This window comes from Streptomyces sp. NPDC058464 (genome assembly GCF_042721035.1).
In the GTDB taxonomy this organism is placed as follows: Bacteria; Actinomycetota; Actinomycetes; order Streptomycetales; family Streptomycetaceae; genus Streptomyces.
Genome location: NZ_JBHXMA010000025.1, coordinates 144,944 through 167,561, shown reverse-complemented (window position 1 = coordinate 167,561; position 22,618 = coordinate 144,944). Strand labels below are relative to the sequence as shown.

Here is a 22,618-nt window from a genome sequence, read left to right as displayed (position 1 = left end):
CGACGCTCACAGGGTCTCGAACGCGTCGGTGTCGGCGCGGTGTTCGCGCACGGCACCGGTGTGGACCTCGTAGTACCAGCCGCGCAGGGTCAGTTCGCCCTCCGCCAGCTTCCTGTCGATGAACGGGTACGAGCGCAGCCGCAGCAGCTGGGCGAGCACATGGCTCTGCACGCCCTCGGCCACGGCCGGATCCTCGACCGCCCCGGTCGGGCGCGGCTCGGCACTCGCCAGCCAGTCCCGGACGGCGGGTACGGCGGTCAGGTCGTCGCCGCGCACCAGCGCGCCGACCGCGCCGCAGTGCGAGTGCCCGCAGACGACGATGTCGCGGACGCCGAGCACCTCCACGGCGTACTCGATGGTGGCCGCCTCGCTGGTGGGGTGGACCGAGGCGTATGGCGGGACGATGTTGCCCGCGGTGCGCAGCTCGAAGAGCTCGCCCGGGCGGGCGCCGGTGATCAGGGCCGGGACGACCCGGGAATCGGAGCAGGTGATGAAGAGCACCTGCGGGGACTGGCCTTCGGCGAGCCTGGCGAACTCCTCAGGGCGCTGTCCGAACGTACGGGCGTTGTCGATGAGGGGCTGCATGGTGTGTGGATTCCTCCTGGCGCGCTACAGCGGCGCGTCGGGCTTGCACGACGTCTGTGGGGGGATGAGGGGCATGGAGAGCCCGGGGCAGAGCCCGTCCCGTCAGCAGCGGAAGACCTGCAGCGTGGCCGGTGAGTGGGCTCTCGACGCTCTTGACGCGCGGTGGTGCCTGGCCGGGGAAGGCCCCGGGGTGCGTATGGCCTCGGTGTGCCGGGGGCCGGGCTGACGGTCGTCCGCCCAGCCGGCGGTGGCGCTGCGATGGCGGTCGGCGGTCGGCGGCGGGCTGGGGGGCTCGCCGCAGCGGCCGTGGTCCCGGAGGGCGGGCGAGGCGTCGCGCACGGCCTTCGCCGAGGGGTGCGGCCCGGGCTGGGCTTTGGCCTCGACATGACTGAGGGTGTGCGCGACTGCGAAGGTTGCCGTAGGCGCGAAGAACTGGACGGCGAGCAGGGCGGCGGCCAGGTGCGCGAGCACGGTCCGGGCCGTCGTACCTCGGAACATGAGCCCCCCTCGCGGCAGTTCACGCCTCTCGTGCGCACCAAGCACAGGTCAATGGTTGGTCAAGAAACACGTTAACCCTGCAAAGTTGTTTGCAGGGTTAACTCGGTGTTGCGAGCCGAAGAGAGCGTGAAAAATGCCGGTGGCGTGGCCTGATCAGGCTCTTGACCTGACGAGCTTGATCACATAGGGGCCGGTCGGCGGGGTCTGCCCGGGGTCTGCCCGGGTTCCGCTCGGGGTCTATTCGGGGGCCACGAAGGCCTTGCCGTCCCGGGCCAGGGCCGTGAGCCGCGATATCGCGCGGAAGTACTTCTTCCGGTAGCCGCCGTTCAGCATCTCCTCGCTGAACAACTTGTCGAAGGGCATCCCGGAGGCCAGGACCGGGACCTCGCGGTCGTAGAGCCGGTCCGCGAGGACCACGAGCCGCAGCGCGGTCGACTGGTCCGGCACCGGCCGGACGTCCGTCAGGCAGACGGCCGACACGCCGTCGGTCAGCGCGCCGTACCGGCTGGGGTGCACCTTGGCCAGGTGGTCCAGGAGGTGCGGGAAGTCGTCGAGCGAGGCGCCCGGGGTGGCGTACGCCGCCTTCGTCACCTGTTCGTCGGAGTACGGCGCCGGCGCCTCGGGCAGGCCGCGGTGGCGGTAGTCCTCGCCGTCGATGCGCAGGGCGCGGAAATGGGCCGACAGGCCCTGGATCTCACGCAGGAAGTCGGCGGCGGCGAACCGGCCCTCGCCGAGCTTGCCGGGCAGGGTGTTGGAGGTGGCGGCGAGCGCGACACCGGCGTCCACCAGCCGGCCCAGCAGCGTCGACACCAGGACGGTGTCGCCGGGGTCGTCCAGCTCGAACTCGTCGATGCAGAGCAGGCGGTGGCCGGAGAGGGTCTGCACGGTCTGCTGGAAGCCGAGGGCGCCGACCAGGTTGGTCAGCTCCACGAAGGTGCCGAACGCCTTCAGCGCGGGCTCGGCCGGGGTGGCGTGCCAGAGCGAGGCGAGCAGGTGGGTCTTGCCGACGCCGTACCCGCCGTCGAGATAGACCCCGCGCGGTCCGGCGGGCACCTTGGCCGCTCTGGCCCTCCCGAAGCCGAGGAAGCCGCGCCTGCCGCCGGCCACCGCGTGCGCCCCGCCGAGACCGCCGGCGAACCCTTCCAGAACCCGTACGGCCTCGGTCTGGCTCGGCTGGTTCGGGTCCGGGAGGTAGGTGGCGAAGCGGACCGAGTCGAAGCGGGGCGGCGGCACCATCTCGGCGACCAGCCGGTTCGCGGGGACGTGCGGGGAACGGGCGCACAGCGCCAGCGGGGCCGCGTCGGCTATGGGGCTGACCTCGGATGCGGCGGGAGAAGACGACACGGTTACCCATGCTAGTTGCCGTGCCACACTGCACGGCATGCGACGCCTGTTCCCTGTGACCGAACAAACAGCAGCCCGGGCCTCCGGCGGTCCGACCGAGGGGGCGGGGCCCGGGGGCGGTGCGGGTGCCTCCGGCGGTTCGGCCGAGGAGCTGCGGCTCGCGGGTGGCGCGGGTGCCTCCGGCGCGGAGGCCGAGGGGGCGGCCCACGGGGGTGGGGGTGATGGCTCCTCCGGCGGTGCGGCCGACGGGCTGCGTGCCGACGGGGTGCGTGCCGTGGAGGTGCGTGCCTCCGCTTCCGGTTTCGTCGATCGGGAGTGGAGTCTAGGCGAGCTGGCGCTCGCCTATGCCTATCCCGAGTCCGCCGGGCGGGAGGTCTGGCTGCGGGCCAACATGGTGTCCACGCTCGACGGGGCCGGTCAGCACGACGGGCAGTCGCAGCCCATCTCCGGTGCGGCCGACATGCGGATCTTCGGCACCCTGCGAGGGCTCGCGGACGTCGTCGTCGTGGGCGCGGAAACGGTACGGCAGGAGGAGTACCGGCCGGTACGCGAGCGGGCGGAGTTCGCCGGGGCCCGGGCCGCGGCGGGGCAGGCCAGGGTCGCCGCGGTCGCCGTCGTCAGTGCGAGCCTCGACCTCGACTTCTCGCTCCCGCTGTTCACCTCGCCCCTCGTGCCCACGCTCGTCCTGACCGGCGCGGCGGCCGCCCCCGACCGCGTCGCCGCCGCCGAGCGGGCCGGCGCCCGGGTGGTGGTCGCCGGTGACGGCGCCGGCGTCGACCCCGCCCGCGCGGTCCGCGCCCTCGCCGGCCTCGGCCACACCCGGCTGCTCACCGAGGGCGGCCCCCGGCTGCTCGGGCAGTTCATCGCCGCCGGTGTCCTCGACGAGCTGTGCCTGACGCTCTCCCCGATGCTCACGGCGGGCGACGCGCAGCGGATCGCCGGGGGCCCCGGTGTCGCCGTACCCCGGCGCTTCGAACTAGTGTCCCTCCTGGAAGAGGCCGGATTCCTGTTCGGCCGCTACCGCCGGTCCTGAAAACAGCGGAATATCCCGTTCCGCTTAGCTTCCGGCGGGCAAACTGAATCCGGCAGTACCCGTGCGATCACGGGGCAGGATGGTTTCCGCAGGGGTGCCGGCCCCCACGGAGGACAGAGGGTCGAGCGGCCCTCTAGGGAGAAGAGGCGCCTGGTGTTCACAAGCGTTCTGATGATCGAGAAGGCCCTGACGTCCGCCGACGTGGAGTTCGTCACCACCTTGCACGGGGACGAGCAGGTCGCCTTCCACGTGCTGCTCCAGCCGCGCGGCGACCAGGCGGACCGCCTGCTGCGGGCCATCGACGACATCGCACTCGGCGAACTCGACGAGGCCGCGCGCGAGCGGGAGACGCCGGAGGGCGATGCGGCGAAGGGGCCGGCCGAGCAGGCGTTGGACGTGTCCCTGACGGCCCTGCGGGCGGCGGGGAGCACGGCGGAGGGGCGGATGGTCGAGGACCACCCGCTGGACGCGCTGCGGAAGCTGGTGGAAGAGGTGGGTGCGGACGAGGTGATCGTGCTGACCGACCCGCACTACGTGGAGGAGTTCTTCCACCGGGACTGGGCGTCCCGGGCGCGGCACAAGGTGGGGGTGCCGGTGCTGAAGCTGTTCTCGCACAGCAAGGCGTAGGCGCCGCTGGGGGTGCGGTGCGTCGGCGGCCGCGGGTGAGTCGTGGCCTGTCGCGCCCGCGCGGCGGCAGCCGCATATCGATACGGCCCCGCGCCCCTTTGGGTCGGCAGGGCTCGCGTCCCCTGCAAAGGCGCCCGTGCTCCAGCACATAGGCTAGGGCTGCTTTCGCACGTCACCGTCTCTGGGAGAAACACATGGCACCCGGCCTTCCTTCCGCCATGGAGCGACCGCACTTCATCGGGATCGGCGGCGCCGGGATGTCGGGGATCGCCAAGATCCTCGCCCAGCGCGGTGCCGAGGTGGCCGGGAGCGACGCCAAGGAGTCGGAGACCGCCGAGGCGCTGCGGGCGCTCGGCGTCACCGTGCACATCGGGCACGCGGCCGGGCACCTCGCCGACGACGCCAGCTCCGTCGTCGTGTCGTCGGCGATCCGGAAGGACAACCCCGAGCTGGCCCGCGCGGCCGAGCTGGGGATCCCGGTGGTGCACCGCTCGGACGCCCTCGCCGCGCTGATGGACGGCCTGCGTCCGATCGCGGTCGCCGGTACCCACGGCAAGACCACCACCACGTCCATGCTCGCGGTGTCCCTGACCGCGCTGGGCCGCACCCCCTCGTACGCCATCGGCGGCGACCTCGACGCCCCCGGCTCCAACGCCCTGCACGGCGAGGGGGAGATCTTCGTCGCCGAGGCCGACGAATCGGACCGCAGCTTCCACAAGTACGCGCCCGAGGTCGCCATCGTCCTCAACGTGGAGCTCGACCACCACGCCAACTACGCCTCGATGGAAGAGATCTACGAGTCCTTCGAGACCTTCGCCGGCCGGATCGTGCCCGGCGGCACGCTGGTGGTCAACGCCGACCACGAGGGGGCGCGCGAGCTGACCCGGCGGGTGGCAGGGAAGGTGCGCACGGTGACGTACGGCGAGGCCGCGGACGCCGACGTCCGGGTGCTGTCCGTCGTACCGCAGGGCCTGAAGAGCGAGGTCACCGTCGCGATGGACGGGGCCGAGCTGACGTTCACGGTGTCCGTGCCCGGCCGGCACTACGCGCACAACGCCGTCGCCGCGCTGGCCGCCGGAGCCGCCCTCGGGGTGCCGGCCGCCGAACTGGCGCCCGCCCTGGCCGCGTACACCGGCGTCAAGCGCCGCCTCCAGCTCAAGGGCGAGGCGGCCGGCGTCCAGGTCATCGACTCCTACGCGCACCACCCGACCGAGATGACCGCCGACCTGGAGGCCATGCGCGCCGCGGGCGGGGACGCCCGGATCCTGGTCGTCTTCCAGCCGCACCTCTTCTCCCGGACCCAGGAGCTGGGCAAGGAGATGGGCGACGCGCTGGCCCTCGCGGACGCCTCGGTCGTCCTCGACATCTACCCGGCCCGCGAGGACCCGATCCCCGGGGTCACCAGCGAGCTGATCATCGAGGCGGCGCGGGGCGCGGGCGCCGACGTCACCGCCGTGCACGACAAGGACGAGGTTCCCGCCGTGGTCGCGGGAATGACGAAGCCCGGTGATCTGGTTCTCACCATGGGCGCGGGAGATGTGACCGACCTGGGCCCGAGGATCCTGGAACGCCTGGCGAAGTGAGGGGCTGAGAGTCATGTCGTACGACGTCGAGAAGCCGGACGAGCAGTGGCGGGCGGAGCTGTCGCCGGCCGAGTACGCCGTGCTGCGTCAGGCGGCGACCGAGCCGGCCTTCAGGGGTGAGTACACCGACACCAAGACCAAGGGCGTGTACTCCTGTCGCGCCTGCGGTGCCGAGCTGTTCACCTCCGACACGAAGTTCGAGTCCCACTGCGGGTGGCCGAGCTTCTACGACCCGAAGGACACCGACGCGGTCGAGCTGATCGAGGACCGTACCCACGGGATGGTCCGCACCGAGGTGCGCTGCGCGCGCTGCGGCTCGCACCTCGGGCACGTGTTCGAGGGTGAGGGGTATGCGACCCCGACCGACCAGCGGTACTGCATCAACTCGATCTCGCTGCGGCTGAGCGCCGACGAGAGCTGAGTCCGGCCGGGCCCGTCATCGGACGGGCCCGTGGGCCTGGCGGCGGGTGGCGAGGACCACCACCAGGCCGCCCGCGACGGCCAGGCCCGTCAGGACCGCCGCGAAGACGGTCGCGCCGTCGGCCGGCCCGACGGCGTCGCCGAGGTAGCCGGCCGACACCGGCAGCAGGCCCGCCGGGACGTAACCGCCCACGTTGAGCGCCGCGTTGGCCTCCGCGAGCCGCTTGCGGTGCTGCCCGGCCACGTCCGCGTCGCCGACCTCGGCGCACGCTTTCCCGGCCTGCCGGACCTGGTCGCGGCGTGGACCCCGGACGCGCCCTGACGGGCGGGCCGGCGGTCCGTGGCGCGGCGTTCCGAACCGTCTCCGGGACGGGTGACACACGGATGGCCGGTGCCCGGACCGGCGCTGTTTGAGATTCTGTGAGGGTGTCCGGTGTCGCGCGATGGTTCCAGTCCCGCCGGGGACCCGCGTCCGCCGACGGCGCGGGCGGAGAGGGCGGCCGCACGGCGGGCGCCGACCGCTCCGTCCCGCTGCGGGCGTTGCGCACGGCCGCGGCCGGCATCGGCACGAGCCTCGACGAGTCCACCACCTGTACGGAACTGACCCGGGCGGCGGTACGGCTGGTGGGCGGCGGCGCGGCCGTGATGCGGCGCGTCGGCGACACCGTCTCCGGCTACGAGTCGATCACCGGCGACGCCGATCTGCTGCCCGACGCCCGCTGGGCCACCGCGGTGGCCCAGGACGCGGGCACCCCGGCGGCCGACCACTGGGTCGACCCCTGGCTCTCCCGTCCGGTCGGCAGCCGCACCCGCCCGGCCCTGTGCGCGCCCCTGACCAGCGGATCCGACCAGTACGGCGTCCTGGTCTGCGCCCGCGAGGGGACGGCCTACGCTCGTGCGGAGGCCGAACTGCTCGCCCTGCTCGCCGAACGCGCCGCCTCCCACATCCGGCACGCCCGCGAGTACGAGCAGGTCAACCGCACCGCCGGTGACCTGCAACGCGCCCTGCTCTCCGAACCGGGCCGGCCGCACCCCAACCTGGACGTCGCGATCCGCTACCTCCCGGCGGGCGGGCGGGTGCTGGTCGGCGGCGACTGGTGCGAGACCGTACGACTGCACTTCGGGCGGACGCTGCTCGTCGTCGGCGACGTGATGGGCCACGGACTGGAGGCCGCCGTCGACATGAACGCGTACCGGTCCTCACTGCGCTACATCGCCTCCTCCGAGCTGCCCCCGCACCGGGTGCTGCGCCAGATGGACGACATCGCCGCCACCGAGGCGGACCGCAGACCCGCCACCTGCCTGCTCGTGCGCGTCGACCCCGGCCGCGGGCAGGTCACCCTGGCCAGCGCCGGCCATCTGCCGCCCGCGCTGATCACCAGGGAAGGCCGTACCGCACTCCTGCTGGTCCCCGTCGGCCCGCCGCTGGGCACCGGCTTCGGCGGCTACGAGTCGGCCACCCACCGGCTCGAACCCGACGAGGCACTGGTGCTCTTCACCGACGGCCTGGTGGAGCACCGCGGCGAGGACATCGACCGCTCCCTGCAACGCCTCGCCGACCTGCGCTTCACCCCCGCGGCCGGCGTGGACAACCTCCTGGACTCCATCATCACCCGCCTCGACGCCCGCCACGCCGAGGACGACGTCGCGGTGCTGGCGGCGCGCCCGCATCCACGGGAGGGCGGGTTCAGCCTGGAAGGCGCGGTGGAGGAGGGCTAGCCGGCGGTGCGGGCGGCGGCCGGTTCCCTGGGCAGCGTCAGCGTGAACACCGTGCCTGCCGTCGGGTCCTCGCCCAGCCCGATGGTCCCGCCGTGCGCCTCCACCAGCGCGCGGGCCACCGACAGGCCGAGCCCGCTGCCGCCCCGGTCGCGGCTGCGGGCCTTGTCGACGCGGTAGAAGCGGTCGAAGACCCGGGCGCGGTCGCCTGCCGGGATGCCGGGGCCGCGGTCGGCGACGCTCACCGACGCCGAGTCGGCGGTGACGGCGACGGTCACGGACACCGGGGTGCCGGTGGGGGTGTGGACGGCCGCGTTGGTGAGGAGGTTGTCCAGCACCTGGCGGATACGGACCGGATCGAGGCGGACCGGGACCGGGTCCGGACCGGCGGTCACCGCCAGGGGATGGTCGGCGTGCGCGGCACGGAAGGCGTCGGCGGCCTCCCGGACCAGCTCCCTCAGGTCCGCCTCCTCCAGCCGCAGCGGGGTCTCCACCTCGGCCGCGTCGAGCCGGGCGAGGAGCAGCAGGTCGTCGAGGAGGATGCCCATCCGGGCGGCCTCCGCGCGCAGCCGGGCCAGATGACGGTCGCGTTCCGCGGGCTCGTTGGCGGCCGCGTACTGGAAGAGGTCGGCGTACCCGCGTACCGACATCAGCGGGGTGCGCAGCTCGTGCGAGGCGTCCGCGACGAAGCGGCGCAGCCGCTGTTCGGCCTCGGCGCGCACGGCCAGCGAGTGGTCGATGTGCTCCAGCATGGTGTTGAACGCCGTGCGCAGCTCCTCGACCTCGGGCCCGCCGCCCCGCTTCGCCGCACGCAGCGGCAGCCGGGCCGCCGACTCCGTCAGGTTGTGCGAGGTGATGCCGTGGGCCGTGTGCGCCATGTGACTCAGCGGCTCGAGACCGTGCCGCAGCAGCCGGCGGCCGAACACCACCAGCGCCAGCAGTGCCACCCCGAAGGCGACCACCTGGATGATGACCAGCTGCCGTACCGTGCCGTCGATGCTGTCCATCGGCGCGCCGCTGACCAGGACCACGCCGGTCTCGACCTCGCAGGCGCGCAGCCGGTACTCGCCCTTCCCGGCCAGGTCCTCGGTGCGCAGCACCTCCGTGCCGGCGGCGATCTGCGCCTTCGCCACCGAGGTGAGCGGGGCGATGTCCGCGGGCAGGTCACCGCTCTCCTCGGGTTTGCGCAGCACCGGGGTGCCGTGCGAGACGTCGTACACGGCGTAGTACCAGTGGTAGTACTTCTTGCCCTGCAGGCTGCCGTTCTGCGCGATGCTCTTGGACTGGGCGACCTGGGCGAGGCCTAGCTGGTCGTCGAGCTGGGCCGACAGGTAGTCCCGCATGTACATCGTCAGGGCCGTGCCGACGACCGCGAACGCCACCAGCGCCAGCGCCCCGAGCCCCAGCGCCAGCCGGGTGCCCAGCCGCATGCTCCGGTACGAGCGCCGCAGCCGGCCGATCCGCGGCAGGCCGATCCGGAACCGGCCTCTCACTCCGCGGCCTGCTGCCGGATGACGTACCCGAAGCCGCGCACGGTGTGGATCAGCGGCTCCCCGCCGGTCTCGTCGTCCATCTTGCGGCGCAGCCGGCTCACCACCAGCTCCACCACGTTCGAACGGCCGCCGAAGCCGTACTCCCACACGTGGTCGAGGATCTGCGCCTTGGTGAGCACGGTCGGCGACTTGCGCATCAGGTAGCGCAGCACCTCGAACTCGGTCGGGGTCAGCGAGAGCAGCCGGTCGCCGCGGCGGACCTCGCGGGTGTCCTCGTCCATCGTCAGGTCGGCGACCCGCAGCACCGAGCGCTGGAAGCCGGGCCCGGCACTGCGCCGCAGCACCGTGCGCAGCCGGGCCATCAGCTCCTCCACCGCGAACGGCTTGACCAGGTAGTCGTCCCCGCCGCGGGTCAGCCCCGCGACCCGGTCGGCGACCCCGTCGCGGGCCGTGAGGAACACCACCGGCACCATCGTCCCGGAGTGCCGCAGCCGGTCGAGGACACCGAAGCCGTCGAGATCGGGCAGCATCAGGTCGAGCACGACGATGTCCGGCCGGAACTCGGCGGCCCGGGCCAGGGCGTCCTCGCCCGAGTACGCGGTGACCGCCTCCCAGCCCTCGTACCGCGCGACCGTCGCGACCAGGTCGGCGATCGGCGGGTCGTCGTCCACGACGAGGAGTCGTACTTTTTCCACCCGCTCATACTGCGCCACCGGGCCGTGGACGCCAGACCCCGTCCTGCACAGAAAAGACATCGATAAGCAGTTGTAAGTAGTCCGACAGGAAAACGACAGCAGCCACGGGCGAAGCTCGACTCCCAGGACCCGATCAAGGAGCTGCCGACCCGTGACGACCGTCCAATCACCCCCTGCGCCCCCCACGGCGATACGCCCCAGGGTGGTGGCCCGCACAGGCCTGTACGCCGTGCTCGCCGCGAACGCGGCCGTGGTCGCCTGGTTCTTCGCCCAGGCGGGCTTCGCCTCCAACGCCCTGATCGTCATCGGCCGCTTCTTCGGCCTCTACGGCGCCCTCGTCATGGCCTTCCAGCTGGTGCTGGTGGCCCGGCTGCCCTGGCTGGACCGCCGGATCGGCATGGACCGGCTGACCTCCTGGCACCGCTGGACCGGCTTCGCGCTGCTCTGGACGCTGCTCGCGCACGCCGTCTTCATCAGCTTCGGCTACGCCGACGGCGCGGGCGTCGGCCCGGTCGGTGAACTCGTCGACCTCGCCGAGACGACCGAGGGCGTGCTCCGCGCGGTCGTCGCCCTCGGCATCATCATCGTGATCGGCGCCGTCTCGGCGCGCTACGCCCGCCGCCGGCTCGCCTACGAGACCTGGCACTTCATCCACCTGTACACCTACGTGGCCGTGGTCCTCGCCTTCAGCCACCAGGTCGCGGTCGGTACGACCTTCACGGCGTCGACGGCCGCGAAGACGTACTGGTACGCGGTGTGGGGCGTGGCGCTCGGCGCGGTGGCCCTCGGCCGTCTGGTGCTGCCGCTGTGGCGCAACTACCGGCACCAGTTCCGGGTCTCCGCCGTCGTCCCCGAGTCGGACAACGTCGTCTCGGTCCACGTCACCGGCCGCGACCTCGACAAGCTGGGCGCCCAGGCCGGCCAGTTCTTCCTCTGGCGGTTCCTCACCAAGGACCGCTGGTGGCAGGCGAACCCCTTCTCCCTCTCCGCCGCCCCCGACGGCCGCAGCCTGCGCCTGACCGCCAAGGCCGCCGGCGACGGCAGCGCGGCCCTGCGCCACCTCAGGGTCGGCACCCGCGTCTTCGCCGAGGGCCCCTACGGCGCCTTCACCACCCTGCACCGGCAGAAGACCGAGTCCCTCCTCATCGCGGGCGGCGTCGGCGTCACCCCCATCCGCGCGCTCCTGGAGGACCTCGAAGGCCACGCGGTCGTCATCTACCGTGTCGGCACCGACCGGGACGCCGTCCTCTACGACGAGCTGCGCGACCTCGCCGTCGCCAAGGGCGCCGAACTCCACCTGGTCACCGGCCCGCCCGTCCCCGACAGGCTGGCCCCGCGCGAGCTGGTCCGGCTGGTGCCCGACATCGCCGACCGGGACGTCTTCCTGTGCGGGCCGCCGCCGATGATGAACGCGGTGCTGCGCACCCTGGGAGACCTGGGCGTGCCCAAGCCGCAGATCCACTTCGAGCGTTTCAGCCTGGCGGGATGAGAGAGACACCGTGAAGCGAGCCATACCTGTCGTCGTCCTGAGCATCGCGGGCCTGATCCCCGTCTGGCGCTACGAGCCGTCGATCGGCGGTACGACGTCCACCACCGCCGAGTCCTCCACGACCGATTCCTCCACCGCCGGGTCCTCCACGGCCGGGTCCGCCGCCTCGCCGTCGGCCTCCTCGACCGCGGGTTCGGGCACCTCTGCCGGCACCGTCGTCAAGGGCACCACCGTCAACACCGACAAGGGCCCGGTGCAGGTCCAGGTGACCTTCTCCGCCGACAAGATCTCCGCGGTCTCGATGCTCCAGCAGCCGAACCACCCGCAGACGACCGCCGCGGTGCCGGTGCTGATCTCGGAGACGCTGAAGGCGCAGAGCGCGGACATCGACACCGTGTCCGGTGCGACGATCACCAGCGACGCCTACAAGGAGTCCCTCCAGGCCGCGATCGACGCGAAGGGCTGAGCGCATGCAGCGGGTCGAACACGTCATGGGCTTCCCGGTCTCGCTCCGCGTCGACGACGAAGGGGACTTCACCGGGGCCGCCGACGCCGTCTTCGCCTGGCTGCGCGAGGTCGACGAGCGGTTCAGCCCCTTCCGGCCGGACAGCGAGGTCTGCCGGCTCGACCGCGGGGAGATCACCGCGTCCGAGGTGAGTCCGGACCTCGCCGAGGTGCTCGCGCTGTGCGAGGAGTACCGGCTGGCGACCGGGGGTGCGTTCGACGTACGGCTGCCGGGGCGGGGCCTCGACCCGTGCGCGGTGGTCAAGGGCTGGTCGGTGCAGCGGGCGGCGGACCTGCTGTCGGCGGCCGGGGCGCGGCGGTTCGTGCTGAACGCCGGCGGTGACGTGGCCGCCGCCGGCGGGCCCTGGCGCGTAGGGGTACGCCACCCCGAGCACGCCGACCGGCTGTGCACGGTCCTCGAACTCACCGACGGGGCGGTCGCCACCTCCGCCCGCTACGAGCGCGGCGACCACATCGTCGACGGCCGCACCGGGCGCCCGGCGACCGGCCTGCTCAGTCTGACGGTCGTCGCCTCCTCGCTGACCGAGGCGGACTCCGTGGCCACGGCCGCCTTCGCGATGGGCGCCGAGGGCGTCGGGTGGGCGGCAGCGCGCCCCGGCTGCGAGGTGTTCGCCGTGGACGCCGGGCGGCAGGTGCTGCGGACGGCGGGCTTCCCGGTCGCGGGGGAGCCGTCGGCGGCCGCCTGAGGCGCCCCGGCGGTTCAGCGGCGGTTCGGCGGACGGGGGAGGGGAGGTCCGCCGCGGTGCGCCCGGCGGACTCGACTACCGCGTCCAGGGCCGCCGTTCGCTTCTGGTGGCCACCGGTGGGAACTCCTCGCGGCTCACAACGGGACCTGACTCCAAGGGTGTTGGCGCAGGGCGGCATGGACCAGGCGGAGCATCCTGGACTGTTCGCCCAGCGCCTTGGCCCGTCCGGTCGTCTCGTGACCGCCGCTGTACCAGTCGACGACGACGTCCCCGCCGGCCGCCCGCAGCGCCTCCTCGTAGCGGCGTACCTGCTTGGGCGCGGTACGGGTGTCGTGCGTGCCCTGGTTGATCCAGACCGGCGCGACGACATCGGACACGTAGGTGATGGGCGACGCCCGCACGAAGCGTTCCAGGTCGTCCTCCGGCTTCGCGCGGAAGAACGACGACCAGGCCGCGCGCAGCGCCGGGTTCATGTCCTCGTACCCCGTCAGCCAGTCCGCCATCGGCACGTGCGCCAGCGCGCCGGCGAACAGTCCGGGCAGCCGTCCCACGGACAGCAGCGACAGGAAACCGCCGTACGAGGCGCCCGTGACGAACACCTTGTCCGGGTCGGCCACGCCCTCCGCGACCAGCCACCGCACCGCGGCCTCGATGTCCTCCAGCTCCCGGTCGCCGATCGCCGGCATGAACCCCTCGCGGAAGCGCCGCCCGAAGGTGACCGAGCCGCGGTAGTTCAGCGCGGCGTAGGCCACGCCGTTGTCCAGCCAGGCCTGGGCGGCGGGGTCGTAGCGGTCGACCGTCACCAGGTTGGGGCCGCCGTGCAGTTGGAGGACCAGGGGGACGGGTCCCTCGGCACGGCGCGGCCGGGCCCACCACAGCTGGACGTTCGTGCCGTCCGCCGAGCGGACCGCGTTCGACGTGCACCGCACGCCGTCCAGGTCGAGCTGGGGGAAGAGCCGGGGGACGGGCACGGAGTCCGGGCCGTCGGCGTGCAGCACGCGCAGAGGGGAGTCGAAGCGCTGGTGCAGGAGACGCAGCGTGCGTCCGGGACCGTAGTGCGAGGCCCACTGGTTGCAGTGCGAGTCCGCCACGTCCGGCTCGAAGTAGGCGCCCGCCGGATGGTCGAGCAGCCGGAGCGCGCCCGACTCCAGGTCGGCCTCCATCACCCGGTGGATCCCGCCGTCCACGTGCACGGCCAGGATCCGGGTGGCGTCCTCGGACCAGTCCAGCGGGACCACGTCGCCCCGTACGTGCGGTGCCTCGATGTCGACGCGGGTGCCGAGGGCCGGGTGCCAGACGCAGGGGCGGGCGAACCCGGTGCGCTCGGTGGCGACCAGGATCCGGTCGTCGCCCGGGACGGGGGAGAACCGGACTCCGCGCACGGGTGCCTCGGGACCGTCGGTCAGGAGGTCGAGCACCTCGCCGGTGGCGGTGTCGACGACGGTGACCGCGAACCTGCGGACGCCCGGATTGTGGTCGGTGGTGTCGACGCAGGCACGGGTGCCGTCGGCGGAGACCAGACCGTTCCAGGCCTCGTACGGCGACCGGAACAGCGGCTCGGGGTCCGCGGAACCGTCCGTGCTCAGCAGCCACAGGCTGAAACCGTCCTCCGCCGCACAGGTGATCACGGCCCGGTCCGCCCGCCCCGCCACGTCGATGCCGCGCAGGGTGTAGGGCGGCAGGTCCGGGGTGAGGTCGCGGCTGTCGCCGCCGTCCAGTCCCGTCGCGTGCACATGACCGACCTCGTTCCCGTTGTCGTCGTGCAGCGCCAGAATTCGCTCGCCGTCGAAGGAGAGCACCGCCTGCGCCAGGTCGCCCGAGGTCACCTCGCTCAGCGGCCGGACCGTGTCGCGCCCGGCGTCCCACAGCGACAGCCGGGGTCCGTCCTCGCTCTCCACGACGATCAGGGACCGGTCGCCGGGTCCGCGCCCGCGCCGCACCGCGAGGGGCCGTTCGGCGGTGAAGAACCGCTGCCAGTTCGTGGTCATGGTGTGGTGACCTCCTTGGGTTCGCCCTGGTCGGCCGGGGGCTGGGCATCGGGAAAGTGGCAGGCGGCGAGGTGCCCTTCAGATCTTTCAGACCTTTCAGGCCCGTCGCCCTGCTCGGTGAGGGCGGGCGCGGTCTCGGCGCACACGTCCCGCGCCTTCCAGCAACGGGTGCGGAACCGGCAGCCGGACGGCGGGGCCAGCGGGCTGGGCAGGTCGCCGTCCAGGACGATCCGCCGGCGCGCCCGCTGGACGCGCGGGTCGGGGACGGGCACGGCCGACAGCAGGGCCTGGGTGTAGGGATGGCGGGGCTGGGTGAACAGCGCGTCCACGGGCCCCTGTTCGACGATCCGCCCGAGGTACATGACGGCGACCCGGTCGCTGATCTGCCGGACCACCGACAGGTCGTGGGCGACGAACAGGTAGGTGAGGCCCAGCTCCTGCTGGAGGTCCTCCAGCAGGTTGATCACCCCGGCCTGCACACTGACGTCCAGCGCGCTGACCGGTTCGTCGAGGACCAGCACCTCCGGTTCGACGGCGAGCGCGCGGGCGATGCCGATGCGCTGCCGCTGGCCGCCGGAGAACTGGTGCGGATGGCGGTGCGCGTGGGCGGGGTCCAGGCCGACGAGCTCAAGGAGTTCCCGCACCCGTTCGTTCTCCCGGCCCCGGTGCAGACCGTGGATGTGCAGCGGCTCGGCGAGCGCCGCGTGCGCGGTGAGCCGCGGGTTCAGGGAGGCGTACGGGTCCTGGAACACGAACTGGATCCGACGGCGTACGGCCGCCAGCTCCCGTCGCCCGGCCGCCGTCACGTCCGTGTCGAACAGCATGATCCGGCCGGCGGCCGGGTCGGTCAGCCGGACCAGGCAGCGGCCCAGGGTGCTCTTGCCGCAGCCGGTCTCCCCGACCAGGCCCAGGGTGGATCCGCGCGGGATGACCAGATCCACCCCGGAGACGGCCCGCACGGTCTGCGCGTGTCGGCCGCGCCGGCCGGTGGTGTACTCGGCCACCAGCCCCTCGACCGTCAGTGCCGGCCGCCCCTCGGCGGTCGGTGCCGTTGCTGTCATGGCGTCACGCTCGCGATCTCGTGCGCCCGCACGCAGGCCGCGGTGTGGCCGGCGCCGACCGGGACCGGCCGGGGGCTCTCGGCGCACCGTTCGTCGGCGTGCGGGCAGCGGTTCCGGAAGGGGCAGCCCGGGGGCCGTTCGGCGGGGGAGGGCGGCTGCCCGGCGATCTGCGCGAGCCGCCGGGTGCTGCGGTCGATCCTCGGCAGCGCGGCGAGCAGGCCGCGCGTGTAGGGGTGGGCCGGTTCGTAGAAGAGGGGCTCCACCGGGGCCTCCTCCATCTTCCGCCCGCAGTACAGGACCAGGACGCGGTCGGCGAGGCCGGCCACCACGCCCAGGTCGTGGGTGATCAGCAGGATCGCGGACCTCGTACGGTCCTGGACGCGCGCCAGGACGTCGAGGACCTGGGCCTGGACGGTCACGTCGAGGGCGGTGGTCGGCTCGTCGGCGATGAGGACGTCCGGTTCGTTGGCGATACCGGTGGCGATCATCACGCGCTGGCGCATGCCGCCCGACAGCTCGTGCGGGTACTGGCCGGCCCGGGTCCGGGGATCGGGGATGCCGACCAGGTCGAGCAGGTCCACGGCCCGGTCCCGCAGGGCGGCGCGGGAGACGGTCGGGTCGTGCACGCTCACCGCCTCGGCGAGCTGGGCGCCCACCGTCATCATCGGGTTCAGCGCGGCCAGCGCGTCCTGGAAGACCATGGCGATACGCCGGCCGCGTACGGCGCGCAGCTCCCGGTCGGGCAGGTTCAGCAGCTCCTGGCCGCGCAGCCGCACCGAGCCCTCGGCCACGGCGTTGCGCGGCAGCAGCCCCATCACCGCCAGCGAGGCGGCGCTCTTCCCGGAGCCCGACTCGCCGACGACGGACAGGGTCTCCCCGGCGTGCAGGTCGAAGGAGAGCCGGTCGAGGGCGGTCACGGGACCGGCGTCGGTGCGGTAGGTGACGCTCAGGTCGCGGACCGACAGCAGCGGGGCCGCCGCCCCGGCGGCCTCTTCGGCGGCGGCGTCTTCGGTGCCGGTCTCTTCGGTGGCGGGGTTCATCACTGCCTGCCTTGGGGGTCGAGCGCGTCGCGCAGCCCGTCGCCGAGGAAGTTCACGGCGAGCACGGTGACGAGGATCGCCAGGCCGGGGACGTACAGGAGATAGGACTGTGAGGTGCCGATCAGCCCGGCGGCCTGGGTGAGCATGTTGCCCCAGCTCGACTTGGGCGGCTGGACGCCGTAGCCGAGGAAGCTGACGGTGGATTCGAGGATGATCGCCGAGGCCACCGACAGGGACACGTTGACCACGATCAGGCCGGTCAGGTTGGGCAGCAGATGCCGTACGACGATCCGCGGGCCGGAGGCGCCGATGACCCGGGCCGCCTCCACGAACTCCTGGTGGCGCAGCTGGATCACCCGGGACCGGACGACCCGGGCGATCAGGGTCCAGCCCAGACCGCTGAGCACCACGACGATGGTCAGCGGGGAGGGCCCGAGGCCCTGCAGGGACACCGCGAGGACGGCGACCGGGGGCACGATCAGGAACAGGTCGGCCACCCGCATGATCACCTCGTCGGGCCAGCCGCCGAGGTACCCGGCGACGGCACCTGCGGCCGTCCCCACCAGGGTGGCCAGCAGGGCGACGCCCAGGCCGATCGCCAGGGAGAGTTGGCCTGCGTAGAGCATCTCGCTGAGGTAGTCGCGGCCGAGGGAGTCGGTGCCCAGCCAGTGGGCGCCGGACGGCGGCTGGGAGGCCGCCAGGAGGTTCTGCGCGTTGCGCGGGAAGGGCGCGATCCAGGCGGCGCCGAAGCAGCAGACCGCCAGCAGGACCAGCACGACCAGCGAGGCGACCGCGAGCCGGTGGCGCAGGAAGCGGGACAGGACGACCCGGGAGGTCCGCGGGTCGCCGGACGGCGGTCCGGACACGGGTGGCGGGGGCGCCGGGAGGGCGGTGGACTGGGTCATCGCAGGGCCACCCGGGGATCGAGGAGGGCGTAGGACAGGTCGGCCAGCAGGTTGAAGAGGACGACGGCGACGGCCACGACGAGCATCCAGGGCAGCAGGACGAAGACGTCCCCGGTCTCCAGGGAGGCGAGGAACAGCTTGCCCATGCCGGGGATCGAGAAGATCTGCTCGGTCACCACCAGCCCGCCGACCAGGGTGGCCGCGTCCATGGCGACGACGGTGACGAACGGCGCGAGCGCGTTGCGCAGGGCGTGCCGCAGCAGGATGCGGCGGCGAGGGACGCCCTTGGCGCGTGCGGTGCGGACGTAGTCGCTGGACAGCGCCTCCAGGAGGGTGGCGCGGCCGAACCGGGACCAGGAGGCGACGAGTCCGACGGTGAGCGTGGCGACGGGCAGCACCAGGTGGCGCAGGTAGTCCAGGTCGAGTCCGCTGTGGCCGACGGAGTGCAGTCCCACGAAGTAGAACGGGGGATCCGCAAGGCCGAACTGCTGCTTGGGCCACACGGCCAGCACCTGGATGAGGACCAGGCCGAACCAGAACGCCGGCATGGCGACACCGAGGTAGGACAGGCCCGTCAGGAGGTGGTCGCCCGCGGTGTACTGGCGGGCAGCCGAGAACAGGCCGATCGCCAGCGCCAGGACGACGGCGAGGGCGACGCCCCACAGGATCAGCTGGAGCGTGGTGCCGAGGGCGTCGCCGACCATCGGCAGCACGGCTCCGCCGGTGCGGGTGCTGATGCCCCAGTCGCCCTGGACGAGGCCCCTGACCCACAGCCAGTACTGCTCGGGCAGGCTCCGGTCGAGCCCGAGGCGGACCGTCTCCCGGTGCAGGGCGGTGGGGTCGACCGACTGGCGCAGTTTCGCCAGCGGGTCGAAGGTCGCCCGCACCGCCCAGAACAGGATGAAGGAGGCGACGCAGACCACGGGCACGGAGGCCAGCAGGCGGCGCAGGGCGTATCGGGTCATGGCAGGCCCCTGCGGGGTGAGCGGACCGGTGTCATTTCGCCAGGCCCCATTCCTCGAGGTTCCACCAGGGGCCTTCCACCGGGTTGATGGAGAGCGGCCCGCCGACGCGCGCACCGGTGACCAGGATGTTCGGGACGGCGGCCAGCGGCAGCGAGGGGACGTCGTCGGCGATGAGCTTCTCCGCCCTGTGCGACTCCGTGATCCGGGCGGTGTCGTCGAGTTCGGTCTCCACCTGCTCCAGCACCGGGTCCAGACCGGGGATGCGGATCCGCATGAAGTTGATGCCGGACCGGCCGTTGGCGGCGCTCGGGATGGCCGTGCTGCTGAAGGTGGCGGCCAGGGTCGGGTTCGGGAACGCGTCGGTGAGGTTCCACAGGCCCAGCTGGAAGTCACCGGCGGGGGCGAGCTTGCCGAAGAGCTCCGCGGGCGTGGAGTTCTTGATCGTCACCCGGAACCCGGCCTTGGCGAGCTGGGCCTGGAGTATCTGCTCGGTCAGCTCGCGGCTCTGGTTGCCGGCGAGGGAGGTGACGGTGAACGCGGCCTCCTTGCCGTTCTTCGCCCAGTACCCGCTCCCGTTCTTCGTCCACCCGTCCGCCTTCATCAGCTGCGCCGCCTCGGCCGCGTCGGGCCGGTAGCCGGAGAAGTCCGTGGACGCGTAACGGGAGACCAGGGGCGACAGGAAGCTCTGTGCGGGGGCGGTGACGCCGTAGGAGCCGAACAGGCGCTTGACGATGGCCTCCCGGTCGACCGAGTAGGCGAAGGCCTTGCGCACGGCGGCCGAGTCGAAGGGGAACTTCGCGTTGTTGAGCCACAGTGCCTGGAGGTTGCCGGTCTGTGACTGCACCTGCATGCGGGCCGCGCTGCCCAGGGTCTTGATCTGGTCGACCGTGGTGAGCTGCGGGGTGGGGTAGAGGGCGTCGAACGTTCCGCCGGCGAAGGCCTGGATCGCCGCCGAGGTGTCCGAGGCGAACTGGAAGGTGACCTTGTCCAGGTGCGGCTTGGGGCCCCAGTAGCGGTCGTTGGGGACGAGGGTGACCGAGACCCCCTTCCTCCAGGACGCGATCTTCCACGGGCCGCCGCTGAAGGCGTAGCCGTCCTTCATGACGGCGTCCCGGTCCTTGCCCTGGAGGAGATGGGAGGGCAGCACCCCGTAGCCGGCGCCGAAGAGCTGCTTCCAGTTGCCGTAGGGGGACTTGAGGGTGACGACGGCGGTGGTGGCGTCGGGGGTGGCGATCGACGTGATGCGGTCGTAGCCGCTCTTGTCGAAGATCGCCTTGCCGTCGCGGACCTGGAGGGCGGTGTACTTCAGGTCCGCGGAGGTGATCGGCTTTCCGTCGGACCAGACGGCCTTCGGGTTGAGCCGGTAGGTGATCTGCTGCTGTTTCCCGACCGGTTTCGTGGTCGGCTCGGACGCCATCAGGTTCGAGGGGACCGGTGTCCAGTTCCCGTCCTTGAGGCGGACGTCGAAGACCTGTGGGACGGTCTCGGTCTGCATCAGGTACGTGCCCCAGACGGAGGCGCCGCAGGTGCCGATCCAGTCGGCGCAGTCGGGTTCCTGCTCGGCTCCGATGACGAGGCTGCCGCCCTGTCCGACCGGCAGGTTCGTGCCGGATTCCGACTGGGGGGAGGCAGCCCCGGAGGTGCATGCGGTGGCGGTCAGCGTGAGTGCGGTGAGGAGTGCGCCGGCCGCCGGGAGTCTGGCCGGGAACCGGCCCTGAACGGTCGCTGTGAGCGGTTGAGGCATGGCTGGAAACCTTCCGTGGCGAAGCCGTGGGCTCATCGTAGGGAGCCTCACAAGACTTAGCAATGGAGATAGGCTAGTAACTATGCGTTTGCATTGCCCAGGTGTGTGAATAACGTTTTGGTGCAGGCGGGCAGGCGATAGGGTCGCGACGGCGGCCCGGAACGCCGAGGGAGCCGAGGGAAGGGAAGAGCATGAGTGGTGCGCGCGCGGGCGACGGCAAGGGAGCCGCGGCGGGTGGGGCCGGGGGACGGCGGAGGCTGGCGCGGGACACGCTCAGCCGGCGGGTGATCCTGGACGCGGCGGAGAAGGTCGCCACCCGGGACGGCCTGGAGTCGTTCACCTTCCAGGCCCTGGCCAAGGAGCTGCACGCCCACCCGACCTCGCTCTACCGGCACTTCCGCGACAAGGACGAGCTGGTCCTGGAGCTCATCGACGACCTGCGGGCGCGCTCCTACGGCGGACAGCTCCAGGCCACCGACTCCTGGCGCGACGACCTGCGCACCCAGGCCCGGTACATCCACGAGCACTACCTGCGGTATCCCGTGTTCGCCTGGCAGATGGCGGCACGTACGACGCGCCGGCCGACCGAGTTCGCCAACGTGGAGTTCGCCCTCGACTGCCTGCACCGGGCCGGTCTCGACGACGAGGAGGCGGTGGCGTTCGTCCGGGTCTTCGGGAACGTCATCCGCTCGCTGTCCGCCATGGAGGCCGGGCTCCAGGCGCTCGACCCCGACTCCCGCGACCGGGACACGCTGGCCTGGGAGCTGGAGTACCGCCGGCTCCCGGCGGACACCTACCCGCGGATCGCCGGTCTGACGGCCCCGCTGACGGCGATCGGCGATCCCGGGATCTTCGACAACGCGATCGACATGCTGCTGGACTCGGTGGAGGCCCGGGTGCGGGACCGGGCGACGGGGGCGTGACCGGGGCCCCGATCTCAGGGCGCCCGATCGGCGAGCAGGCCGGCGACGAGGGCCGTGCGGTCCCGGACGGAGGTCAGGTCCACCCACTCGTGGCGGGCGTGTGCGCCACCGCCGTCCGGGCCCAGGCCGTCCAGGGTGGGCACCCCCAGACTCGCCGTGATGTTGCCGTCCGAGCCGCCGCCGACGCCGGTCTCGGTGACCGGGCCGAGCCCCAGCCGCTCGGCGACCGCCCGGGCGGAGTCCAGCAGGCCGGCGGACATCCCGCGTTCCAGCGGGCCGCGGTTGACGCTGCCCTGGAAGGCGAGTTCCGCGCCGGGCTCCCGCGGCCGCAGTGCCCGTAGTTCCCGTTCCACCCGTTCCAGTTCCGTGCGCTCCCAGGCGCGCACGTCGACGTCCACGAACGCCCGCTCGGGAACGGTGTTGATGGTGGTGCCGGCGCTGCCCACCGTGGGCGTGACGGTGGTCCCGCGGTCGGGGTCGGCCAGATCGCTGATCGTCAGCACCTGATGGGCCAGTTCGATCAGCGCGTTGACGCCGTTGTGCGGTTCGAGGCCGGCGTGCGCGGCCCGGCCGCTGACGCCGAGGCGGTACTGCGCGACGCCCTTGCGTGCGGTCTTGAGCGCGCCGCCCTCGCCGGGTTCGAGCACCAGGACGGCGCCGCAGGCCGCGGCGGCCTCCTCGACGAGGGCGCGTGAGGTGGCCGACCCGCGCTCCTCGTCACCGGACACCACCATGCTGACGTGGGAGACGTCCCCCGCCTGCGCGAGTGCCTCGAAGGCGAGGACGAGACCGGCCTTCATGTCGAAGACCCCGGGGCCGGTCGCGCGCGTTCCTGCCACGGCGAACGGGATCTCCGCCAGGGTGCCGAGCGGCCACACCGTGTCGGCGTGCCCGAGCAGCAGGACCCGATGGCTTGTCGGTACGGCGGGATCGGCGCCGCGCCAGTACAGATGCGGCACCCCGCCGGAGATGACCCGCCGCGGGCGTCCCAGCGCGCTGACCGCCCAGCTTTCGAGCAGGTCGTAGGCGTCGTTCAGCCCACGGTCCCCACCCGACGGCGTCTCGATGCCCACCAGTTGCCCCAGTCGCCGGGTGAAGCGCTCGGGGGGCGTGAAGCCGGAACTGAAGGACAAGACAGCTCCCTTCCGATGGATGACGGTCCCGGATCCCCGCCGACCGTGGGCCGTCGGGGATCCGGGATTCCAGGATTCCGGGAGGATCACCATGCTCGTAGTCTAGAAGATAGTCAATATGCATTGCTATCTTCTGGGAGTGCCATGCCGACGAGCGACTTCTCC

The 22,618-nt window shown here is 72.5% G+C and carries 21 protein-coding genes and 1 pseudogene; 9 read left to right on the top strand and 13 right to left on the bottom strand.

Annotated features, from left to right (window positions below; all coding sequences use genetic code 11):
- Positions 1-6: 6 nt before the first annotated feature.
- The 3 genes from ACFWPQ_RS30450 to zapE form a co-directional block, all read right to left on the bottom strand.
- A complete protein-coding gene (locus tag ACFWPQ_RS30450) occupies positions 7-585 on the bottom strand; it encodes a carbonic anhydrase (RefSeq protein ID WP_361295000.1) in 579 nt (192 codons plus the stop codon).
- 102 nt (positions 586-687) lie between these two features.
- Positions 688-1,083 (bottom strand): hypothetical protein, encoded by a 396-nt coding sequence (locus tag ACFWPQ_RS30445; RefSeq protein WP_384041627.1) that lies wholly within the window; start codon positions 1,081-1,083, stop codon positions 688-690.
- A gap of 237 nt (positions 1,084-1,320) precedes the next feature.
- Positions 1,321-2,427, bottom strand: a complete 1,107-nt coding sequence (zapE, locus tag ACFWPQ_RS30440) for a cell division protein ZapE (protein ID WP_384041624.1) — start codon at positions 2,425-2,427, stop codon at positions 1,321-1,323.
- 250 nt (positions 2,428-2,677) lie between these two features.
- On the opposite strand from zapE, the gene ACFWPQ_RS30435 reads away from it, so the two are divergent.
- From ACFWPQ_RS30435 to msrB, 4 genes are all read left to right on the top strand, one after another.
- The gene (locus ACFWPQ_RS30435) at positions 2,678-3,460 is read left to right on the top strand and encodes a pyrimidine reductase family protein (RefSeq protein WP_384041701.1); all 783 of its coding nucleotides are present in this window, start codon (positions 2,678-2,680) and stop codon (positions 3,458-3,460) included.
- Positions 3,461-3,613: 153 nt separating this feature from the next.
- On the top strand, positions 3,614-4,087 hold the full coding sequence (locus tag ACFWPQ_RS30430; protein ID WP_089104693.1) for an indole-3-glycerol phosphate synthase: 474 nt from the start codon (positions 3,614-3,616) through the stop codon (positions 4,085-4,087).
- 194 nt (positions 4,088-4,281) lie between these two features.
- A complete protein-coding gene (gene murC / locus ACFWPQ_RS30425) occupies positions 4,282-5,670 on the top strand; it encodes a UDP-N-acetylmuramate--L-alanine ligase (RefSeq protein WP_361294990.1) in 1,389 nt (462 codons plus the stop codon).
- A gap of 13 nt (positions 5,671-5,683) precedes the next feature.
- Positions 5,684-6,091, top strand: a complete 408-nt coding sequence (gene msrB, locus ACFWPQ_RS30420) for a peptide-methionine (R)-S-oxide reductase MsrB (protein ID WP_384041621.1) — start codon at positions 5,684-5,686, stop codon at positions 6,089-6,091.
- Positions 6,092-6,106: 15 nt separating this feature from the next.
- Here msrB and ACFWPQ_RS30415 read toward each other — a convergent pair.
- Positions 6,107-6,316, bottom strand: a pseudogene (locus ACFWPQ_RS30415) (MFS transporter); the annotation flags it as partial.
- A gap of 200 nt (positions 6,317-6,516) precedes the next feature.
- On the opposite strand from ACFWPQ_RS30415, the gene ACFWPQ_RS30410 reads away from it, so the two are divergent.
- Positions 6,517-7,809, top strand: a complete 1,293-nt coding sequence (locus ACFWPQ_RS30410) for a PP2C family protein-serine/threonine phosphatase (RefSeq protein ID WP_384041619.1) — start codon at positions 6,517-6,519, stop codon at positions 7,807-7,809.
- On the opposite strand, the gene ACFWPQ_RS30405 is transcribed toward ACFWPQ_RS30410, so the two are convergent.
- Complete coding sequence (locus ACFWPQ_RS30405; protein ID WP_384041698.1) at positions 7,806-9,236, bottom strand: sensor histidine kinase; 1,431 nt, start codon at positions 9,234-9,236, stop codon at positions 7,806-7,808. The two genes, ACFWPQ_RS30410 and ACFWPQ_RS30405, sit on opposite strands and share 4 nt — an antisense overlap.
- A 59-nt stretch (positions 9,237-9,295) precedes the next feature.
- Positions 9,296-9,994: a response regulator transcription factor gene (locus ACFWPQ_RS30400; RefSeq protein WP_361294981.1), complete on the bottom strand. Its 699-nt coding sequence runs from the start codon at positions 9,992-9,994 to the stop codon at positions 9,296-9,298.
- Positions 9,995-10,145: 151 nt separating this feature from the next.
- On the opposite strand from ACFWPQ_RS30400, the gene ACFWPQ_RS30395 reads away from it, so the two are divergent.
- From ACFWPQ_RS30395 to ACFWPQ_RS30385, 3 genes are read left to right on the top strand one after another with little or no spacing between them, the layout of a single operon-like run.
- Entirely contained in the window at positions 10,146-11,483 is a 1,338-nt protein-coding gene (locus ACFWPQ_RS30395) for a ferric reductase-like transmembrane domain-containing protein (RefSeq protein WP_384041615.1), read from the top strand.
- Between the two features lie 10 nt (positions 11,484-11,493).
- On the top strand, positions 11,494-11,949 hold the full coding sequence (locus ACFWPQ_RS30390; RefSeq protein WP_384041612.1) for an FMN-binding protein: 456 nt from the start codon (positions 11,494-11,496) through the stop codon (positions 11,947-11,949).
- 4 nt (positions 11,950-11,953) lie between these two features.
- Positions 11,954-12,694 (top strand): FAD:protein FMN transferase, encoded by a 741-nt coding sequence (locus tag ACFWPQ_RS30385; RefSeq protein WP_384041610.1) that lies wholly within the window; start codon positions 11,954-11,956, stop codon positions 12,692-12,694.
- Between the two features lie 134 nt (positions 12,695-12,828).
- Here the strand turns inward: ACFWPQ_RS30385 and ACFWPQ_RS30380 are convergent, their stop codons facing one another.
- The 6 genes from ACFWPQ_RS30380 to ACFWPQ_RS30355 are packed head-to-tail and all read right to left on the bottom strand — an operon-like array spanning position 12,829 to position 20,397.
- The gene (locus tag ACFWPQ_RS30380; protein ID WP_384041607.1) at positions 12,829-14,682 is read right to left on the bottom strand and encodes a prolyl oligopeptidase family serine peptidase; all 1,854 of its coding nucleotides are present in this window, start codon (positions 14,680-14,682) and stop codon (positions 12,829-12,831) included.
- Positions 14,679-15,743 carry an ABC transporter ATP-binding protein gene (locus tag ACFWPQ_RS30375; RefSeq protein WP_384041605.1) on the bottom strand — a complete coding sequence of 355 codons (1,065 nt, stop codon included), beginning with the start codon at positions 15,741-15,743 and terminating at the stop codon, positions 14,679-14,681. Before ACFWPQ_RS30375 ends, ACFWPQ_RS30380 begins: the two co-directional genes overlap by 4 nt.
- On the bottom strand, positions 15,740-16,783 hold the full coding sequence (locus ACFWPQ_RS30370; protein ID WP_384041602.1) for an ABC transporter ATP-binding protein: 1,044 nt from the start codon (positions 16,781-16,783) through the stop codon (positions 15,740-15,742). Before ACFWPQ_RS30370 ends, ACFWPQ_RS30375 begins: the two co-directional genes overlap by 4 nt.
- A complete protein-coding gene (locus ACFWPQ_RS30365; protein WP_384041599.1) occupies positions 16,783-17,688 on the bottom strand; it encodes an ABC transporter permease in 906 nt (301 codons plus the stop codon). The genes ACFWPQ_RS30370 and ACFWPQ_RS30365 overlap by 1 nt, the downstream gene beginning before the upstream one ends.
- Positions 17,685-18,653 carry an ABC transporter permease gene (locus tag ACFWPQ_RS30360; RefSeq protein ID WP_384041597.1) on the bottom strand — a complete coding sequence of 323 codons (969 nt, stop codon included), beginning with the start codon at positions 18,651-18,653 and terminating at the stop codon, positions 17,685-17,687. Before ACFWPQ_RS30360 ends, ACFWPQ_RS30365 begins: the two co-directional genes overlap by 4 nt.
- Before the next feature lie 31 nt (positions 18,654-18,684).
- Positions 18,685-20,397 carry an ABC transporter substrate-binding protein gene (locus tag ACFWPQ_RS30355; protein ID WP_384041595.1) on the bottom strand — a complete coding sequence of 571 codons (1,713 nt, stop codon included), beginning with the start codon at positions 20,395-20,397 and terminating at the stop codon, positions 18,685-18,687.
- 191 nt (positions 20,398-20,588) lie between these two features.
- Here ACFWPQ_RS30355 and ACFWPQ_RS30350 point away from each other — a divergent pair, with 191 nt between their 5' ends.
- Positions 20,589-21,320, top strand: a complete 732-nt coding sequence (locus ACFWPQ_RS30350; protein ID WP_384041592.1) for a TetR/AcrR family transcriptional regulator — start codon at positions 20,589-20,591, stop codon at positions 21,318-21,320.
- A gap of 14 nt (positions 21,321-21,334) precedes the next feature.
- Here the strand turns inward: ACFWPQ_RS30350 and ACFWPQ_RS30345 are convergent, their stop codons facing one another.
- A complete protein-coding gene (locus ACFWPQ_RS30345) occupies positions 21,335-22,453 on the bottom strand; it encodes a M20/M25/M40 family metallo-hydrolase (protein WP_384041589.1) in 1,119 nt (372 codons plus the stop codon).
- Between the last annotated feature and the right edge of the window lie 165 nt (positions 22,454-22,618).

What these genes read in the sequence shown, in the direction of transcription:
- ACFWPQ_RS30370 (WP_384041602.1), bottom strand. Translation starts at nt 16,783, where the DNA reads ATGAACCCCGCCACCGAAGAGACCGGCACCGAAGACGCCGCCGCCGAA.
- ACFWPQ_RS30350 (WP_384041592.1), top strand. Translation starts at nt 20,589, where the DNA reads ATGAGTGGTGCGCGCGCGGGCGACGGCAAGGGAGCCGCGGCGGGTGGG.
- murC (WP_361294990.1), top strand. Translation starts at nt 4,282, where the DNA reads ATGGCACCCGGCCTTCCTTCCGCCATGGAGCGACCGCACTTCATCGGG.
- ACFWPQ_RS30450 (WP_361295000.1), bottom strand. Translation starts at nt 585, where the DNA reads ATGCAGCCCCTCATCGACAACGCCCGTACGTTCGGACAGCGCCCTGAG.
- msrB (WP_384041621.1), top strand. Translation starts at nt 5,684, where the DNA reads ATGTCGTACGACGTCGAGAAGCCGGACGAGCAGTGGCGGGCGGAGCTG.
- ACFWPQ_RS30375 (WP_384041605.1), bottom strand. Translation starts at nt 15,743, where the DNA reads ATGACAGCAACGGCACCGACCGCCGAGGGGCGGCCGGCACTGACGGTC.
- ACFWPQ_RS30365 (WP_384041599.1), bottom strand. Translation starts at nt 17,688, where the DNA reads ATGACCCAGTCCACCGCCCTCCCGGCGCCCCCGCCACCCGTGTCCGGA.
- ACFWPQ_RS30355 (WP_384041595.1), bottom strand. Translation starts at nt 20,397, where the DNA reads ATGCCTCAACCGCTCACAGCGACCGTTCAGGGCCGGTTCCCGGCCAGA.
- ACFWPQ_RS30360 (WP_384041597.1), bottom strand. Translation starts at nt 18,653, where the DNA reads ATGACCCGATACGCCCTGCGCCGCCTGCTGGCCTCCGTGCCCGTGGTC.
- ACFWPQ_RS30385 (WP_384041610.1), top strand. Translation starts at nt 11,954, where the DNA reads ATGCAGCGGGTCGAACACGTCATGGGCTTCCCGGTCTCGCTCCGCGTC.
- ACFWPQ_RS30445 (WP_384041627.1), bottom strand. Translation starts at nt 1,083, where the DNA reads ATGTTCCGAGGTACGACGGCCCGGACCGTGCTCGCGCACCTGGCCGCC.
- ACFWPQ_RS30380 (WP_384041607.1), bottom strand. Translation starts at nt 14,682, where the DNA reads ATGACCACGAACTGGCAGCGGTTCTTCACCGCCGAACGGCCCCTCGCG.
- ACFWPQ_RS30405 (WP_384041698.1), bottom strand. Translation starts at nt 9,236, where the DNA reads ATGCGGCTGGGCACCCGGCTGGCGCTGGGGCTCGGGGCGCTGGCGCTG.